The organism is Vibrio sp. V19_P1S1T109, from assembly GCF_002241375.1.
Classification (GTDB): domain Bacteria; phylum Pseudomonadota; class Gammaproteobacteria; order Enterobacterales; family Vibrionaceae; genus Vibrio; species Vibrio anguillarum.
In genome coordinates, this window is the sequence record NZ_NDIM01000087.1 from 1 (window position 1) to 3,269 (window position 3,269).

The window sequence follows — 3,269 nt, forward strand, 5'->3', positions numbered from 1 at the left end:
CCACTATACGGCTCGCAACATTCTAATACAATTGATGTAACAATTTTTGCTACACAGAACAGATTTTTAACTTTATATGTATAAAAAATCAAAACAAGTGCACACATCAGACGAGAAAAATTGACTTTAATTAAGAACACACGTAAAAAAATGTCACACAAACATCCTGGACGGATTAAATAATAAACAAAGGAGATTGTTATGGCAGATAAGAAAGCGACCCTTCATATTGAAGGTAAAGCGCCAATCGAGCTGCCGATTATGGATGGGACTGTAGGCCCACAAGTAATCGACGTTCGTAAACTAGGAGCCAACGGATACTTCACTTTTGACCCTGGTTTTCTTGCCACTGCATCTTGTGAATCTCAAATCACTTATATCGATGGCGAAAAAGGGGTGTTACTGCACCGCGGCTTCCCTATTGATCAATTAGCCAATAACGCTGATTACTTGGAAGTTTGTTATATTCTTCTTTACGGTGAAGCCCCTAATCGTAAGCAATATGAAGAGTTTAAACATACGGTGACGCGTCACACTATGGTTCATGAGCAAATCGCAAGTTTCTTCCACGGTTTCCGCCGTGACGCTCATCCAATGGCTGTAATGTGTGGTGTGGTTGGAGCGCTTGCCGCGTTCTACCATGATTCACTTGATATTAATAATGATATACACCGAGAAATAGCGGCTTACCGCCTACTCTCAAAAATGCCAACATTGGCGGCGATGTGCTACAAGTATTCTGTCGGCCAACCATTTATCTACCCGCGTAATGACTTAAGCTATGCCGAGAACTTCCTACACATGATGTTTGCAACGCCGTGTGAAGAGTATGAAGTGAATCCTGTGGTTGCACGCGCGATGGATAAAATTTTCACACTGCATGCCGATCATGAACAAAACGCGTCAACCTCAACGGTTCGCCTTGCTGGTTCTTCTGGTGCTAACCCGTTTGCCTGTATTGCGGCTGGTATTGCCTCTTTGTGGGGGCCTGCTCATGGGGGAGCTAACGAAGCCTGTCTGCGTATGTTAGAGGAGATAGGCAACGTTGATAACATTCCTGAGTATGTCGTCAGAGCAAAAGATAAGGATGATCCATTCCGCTTGATGGGTTTTGGTCACCGAGTTTATAAAAACTACGACCCAAGAGCGACGGTAATGCGTGAGGCTTGTCATGAAGTGCTCAAAGAACTGAATATTCAAGACCCACTGTTAGATGTAGCGATGGAACTTGAGCGCATCGCGCTTTCTGACGCATACTTTGTTGAGAAAAAACTCTACCCTAACGTGGATTTCTACTCAGGCATTATTCTGAAGGCTATCGGTATTCCAATCTCTATGTTTACCGTTATCTTCGCAATGTCTCGCACTATCGGTTGGATTGCCCACTGGAATGAAATGCACAGTGACCCAGACAATAAAATTGGTCGACCTCGTCAACTTTATACTGGCCAAAAAATGCGTGATTTCAAGCCATTACACGAACGTGCATAGTAATCAGTTATAACACTTCATTGAAAAGAGCGAGTTAACACTCGCTCTTTTTTACTTGATACCTTTACAAAAAGAAACAGCCCATTAGACAGGATTATCGATATCGATAAACTCAACTTCAAAGCCATATTCGCTCGCTAACCATTCTCCCAGAGCCTTAACGCCATAACGTTCTGTGGCATGGTGCCCTGCAGAAAAATAATGAATATTTTGCTCTCTTGCTGAATAGGTAGTCCGCTCTGATATTTCACCAGAGATGAACGCATCTAATCCGTGCTGCGCCGCTAGATCGACGTAATCTTGCCCACCACCAGTACACCAACCCACCGTTTTGATGATTCTGTTTGAGCTCGGAGCTACGTGCAGTGGCCGTCGTTGCAAAGCTTGATCGATTCGTTGACTGAGCTCATCGGCTGTCAACGCTTGTTCAAAATGGCCGAACATGGCGACCGACTGAGGATGCCCTTCTAATCCGCCATCAACATGAATCCCCAACAAATCAGCTAGCAATTTGTTATTGCCTAATTCTGGATGGATGTCTAACGGCAAGTGATATGCGTATAAATTCATATCACTTCGTATCAAAGCTCGGATCCGGTGTCCTTTCATTCCACGGATGGACTCAGGCTCACTTTTCCAAAAATAACCATGATGCACTAATAAAGCGTCAGCATTTCGTTCAATTGCTTGTTCAATCAGCGCTTGCGAGGCCGTCACACCCGTCACAATCTTTTTGATTTCAGTGCGACCTTCAACTTGCAATCCATTAGGGCAATAGTCTTTAATCAATTGAGGATTAAGCTTTTGATTGAGCAGAGCTTCAAGTTTTAAATTATCCATCTTTCATTCCAAAATTGAGTTTTATCATTAGCGTGGTTATAACAATTTCAAGCTAGAATGTCGAAAAATAAGGACGAGAACAATTAATGACAATGGACCTCAACACACTGGCACACTGGGTGTCGACAACCCCTACTCTTTTCCAAGGAGAGGGTGTAGTCGCGGCGCGTACTCCTTTTTTACCCAATGTTCCGATATTGAAAGAAGAATATAGAGGGAACCCTAGGTTAGGCTTTCTCTACCAGCATTTATGTTCTTTATTGTTTACGCTAAACCCCACTTATTCCGCCGTTTCTGAAGAAATTCAACTGAACGAGGCAGGAAGTACACTAGGTTCGCTAGATTTTATCATCAAAAATAAACGCAGTCAGCGTTATGAGCATTGGGAAGTCGCGGTGAAGTTTTACCTGCTGCATCAAGGGCTGTGGTATGGTCCCAATGCTCAAGATCGATTAGATCTCAAACTTGAACATATGCTGAACCACCAATTGACCCTTTCCCAATCAGCCCAATTTAGTGCGGCTTACCCACTTTGGCGTGACGTTAGCCGTCATTTACTGATGCAAGGGCGCTTATATGTAAACCCTTTTCACGATGAGCCTGTTCCTAGTGAATGCCTAGGTTATAAACTCAACCCGTCACAAATTGCTGGTTTTTGGTGTTATCAAAGCCAGTCACATCAAATAGATGAAGCGTTATTCTTACTGGAAAAGCCTCAATGGATTAGCGGAAAAGGTAAAAACTGCGCGCGTTACACAGCAAATGAAGAGCATGGTTTTGTGCATTGCCAAAGTGACAGCGGAAAGTTCTGGTTCATCGTTCCAGACAGTTGGCCTCAGCTTTAACCAAGATAGTAGACGACTAAATATAAAACAGGCGGCTTCTGGCCGCCTATTCTAATTGATAAGTTTGCTTACAAACCAGCGTCGGCAAAGACT

At 43.4% G+C, this 3,269-nt stretch carries 3 protein-coding genes; 2 read left to right on the forward strand and 1 reads right to left on the reverse strand.

The annotated features are described in order from the left end of the window. Nucleotides 1–201: 201 nt before the first annotated feature. A complete protein-coding gene (locus B9J87_RS04000) occupies nucleotides 202–1,491 on the forward strand; it encodes a citrate synthase (protein ID WP_094149415.1) in 1,290 nt (429 codons plus the stop codon). Between the two features lie 84 nt (nucleotides 1,492–1,575). Here the strand turns inward: B9J87_RS04000 and B9J87_RS04005 are convergent, their stop codons facing one another. Then, entirely contained in the window at nucleotides 1,576–2,331 is a 756-nt protein-coding gene (locus B9J87_RS04005; RefSeq protein WP_094149417.1) for a Nif3-like dinuclear metal center hexameric protein, read from the reverse strand. 86 nt (nucleotides 2,332–2,417) lie between these two features. Between B9J87_RS04005 and B9J87_RS04010 the strand changes: the two genes are divergently transcribed. Then, nucleotides 2,418–3,176, forward strand: coding sequence for a DUF1853 family protein (locus tag B9J87_RS04010; RefSeq protein ID WP_094149419.1), 759 nt, complete (start codon nucleotides 2,418–2,420; stop codon nucleotides 3,174–3,176). The last annotated feature ends 93 nt before the right edge of the window (nucleotides 3,177–3,269 follow it).

What these genes read in the sequence shown, in the direction of transcription:
- B9J87_RS04005 (WP_094149417.1), bottom strand. Translation starts at nt 2,331, where the DNA reads ATGGATAATTTAAAACTTGAAGCTCTGCTCAATCAAAAGCTTAATCCT.
- B9J87_RS04000 (WP_094149415.1), top strand. Translation starts at nt 202, where the DNA reads ATGGCAGATAAGAAAGCGACCCTTCATATTGAAGGTAAAGCGCCAATC.
- B9J87_RS04010 (WP_094149419.1), top strand. Translation starts at nt 2,418, where the DNA reads ATGACAATGGACCTCAACACACTGGCACACTGGGTGTCGACAACCCCT.